This window comes from Streptomyces sp., from assembly GCF_036566765.1.
GTDB lineage: Bacteria > Actinomycetota > Actinomycetes > Streptomycetales > Streptomycetaceae > Streptomyces.
In genome coordinates this window covers 1-1,701 of record NZ_DATCVQ010000725.1, presented here as the reverse complement: position 1 = coordinate 1,701, position 1,701 = coordinate 1, and the positions used below count along the sequence as shown (strand labels likewise).

Below are 1,701 nucleotides of genomic sequence, written 5' to 3'. Positions count from 1 at the left end.
CCGGACTACGTCGAGGGCACCATCAGCGCCGACCCCGCCCTCGGCGGAACTGCGAAGGCGTCTGTCGCCGCGCCGGCCGCGCCCGCGCCGCAGGTGCGCGTGTCCCTGTCCCGGCTCCAGAAGGCCGCCGACCGAGACCCGAGCCTGCGCCAGGGCGGCACCACCCACCCCGCGGACGTGAACCCGGTCGAGGTCGCCCTCGCGGCGGAGGGACTTCTCTCCAAGGCTTACGCCCACGACGGCTCGTATGGGTCTCTGACCTGGGCCGCGATGGGCAAGTGGCAGCGCCGCTACAGCAACGCCCACAACCTCGGCTGGTCGGCCAACGACTGCAACGGCCGGCCCGGCCGGACCTCGCTCACCGCCCTCGGCAAGAAGCACGGCTTCGCCGTCATCAACTGATCAAGGAGATCGCCACCATGCAGAACAAGACCGTCGAGACCAAGGTCAAGGCGTCCACGGCCGGTGCCTACATCGCGTCGACCGGAGTGCTCGCCTCCCTGGCTGCCATCCAGGACAACGCGCGGCTGCTGAGCTGGATGCCGGATGCCGTCGCGCCGTTCGTCCTCGCCCTGGTCCCCGCCGCGATCACCTTCGTGGGTGGCTGGGCGGCCAAGCACACCCCGCGCATCTGATCGGAGCACCACGCATGACCGACGAGCCGACCCTCGGAGAGGTCGTCCGCCGATTCGAGGATCGGCTCACGGATGTCCGCGACGACATCCAGCAGCTTGGCCGGCGCATGGACGAGAAGGTCGACCAGAAGGTCTACGACCTCCGCCACGAGGCGCTCGCAGCGCGGGTCACGACGATGGAAACAGTGCGGGAGAAGGACGCCGAGAAGATTGTGGCGACCCGCCGGTGGTTGATCGGTGCCGTCGTCATCCCGCTCGTCGCGGTCCTCATGCCCGTGATCATCCTTCTCATACAGGGGGCGGGAACGTGACCCGGTCGCAGCTGCGAGCCGAGGAGAGACGATGGCGACGCGGTGACGCGCTCGCTGTCGTCGCGGCGATAGTGATCGGTCTGGTCCTCGCCGGGATTCTCATCAGCATCCGGTCCCTTCAGGTGGAGTTGGGGTCGGCGAATGAGGCGCGCGATCAGCTGGCGGCGCAGGTCGAGGCGTTGGGCGGGCATCCGGTGGCGGGCCCGCCCGGCTCGCGCGGTGCGCCCGGCCGTAGCGTCGAGGGCCCGCCCGGACCGCAGGGCGAGAAGGGCGATCCTGGGGAGCCCGCACCGACCATCACGCCGAGCCCCGGGCCCACGGGCCAGCCCGGAAAGGACGGCGCAAACTCGACCGTGCCAGGTCCTCAAGGACCTGCGGGACCGCCGGGGGCTGACTCGACCGTGCCAGGTCCGGCGGGGCGGGATGGGACGGACGGCCGGGATGGTGCTGACGGGCAGACCTGTCCTGACGGGTACAGCCTGCAGCCGCCGCCGGACGATCCTGACGCGCTCGTGTGCCGCCGTGATGGGGCACCGGCACCGGGCCCGCAGAAGGGCCGCAGCACGCAGTCGGCTGCGCTCGATCCGTTCCGCCGCATCTACCCGTGAGACGTTTCCTGAACGACAACGCCCCCTCTTGCGCTGCTTCGGCGGCGCGGGAGGGGGCATTTCGATATGGCACCTTCCGATCGAAGGCTGTTCCATTACACGAACCCATACGTGCGGAAGTACGAGATATAGCTCACATGACCGACA

Annotated in this window: 2 protein-coding genes and 1 pseudogene; all 3 read left to right on the top strand. The window is 69.6% G+C overall.

What is annotated here, in order from left to right:
* A pseudogene (locus VIU94_RS41920) lies at positions 1-402 on the top strand (N-acetylmuramoyl-L-alanine amidase); the annotation flags it as partial.
* A 17-nt stretch (positions 403-419) separates the two neighbouring features.
* Positions 420-635, top strand: a complete 216-nt coding sequence (locus VIU94_RS41915) for a holin (protein ID WP_331920476.1) — start codon at positions 420-422, stop codon at positions 633-635.
* A gap of 14 nt (positions 636-649) precedes the next feature.
* Positions 650-946 (top strand): hypothetical protein, encoded by a 297-nt coding sequence (locus tag VIU94_RS41910; RefSeq protein WP_331920474.1) that lies wholly within the window; start codon positions 650-652, stop codon positions 944-946.
* The last annotated feature ends 755 nt before the right edge of the window (positions 947-1,701 follow it).

What these genes read in the sequence shown, in the direction of transcription:
- VIU94_RS41910 (WP_331920474.1), top strand. Translation starts at nt 650, where the DNA reads ATGACCGACGAGCCGACCCTCGGAGAGGTCGTCCGCCGATTCGAGGAT.
- VIU94_RS41915 (WP_331920476.1), top strand. Translation starts at nt 420, where the DNA reads ATGCAGAACAAGACCGTCGAGACCAAGGTCAAGGCGTCCACGGCCGGT.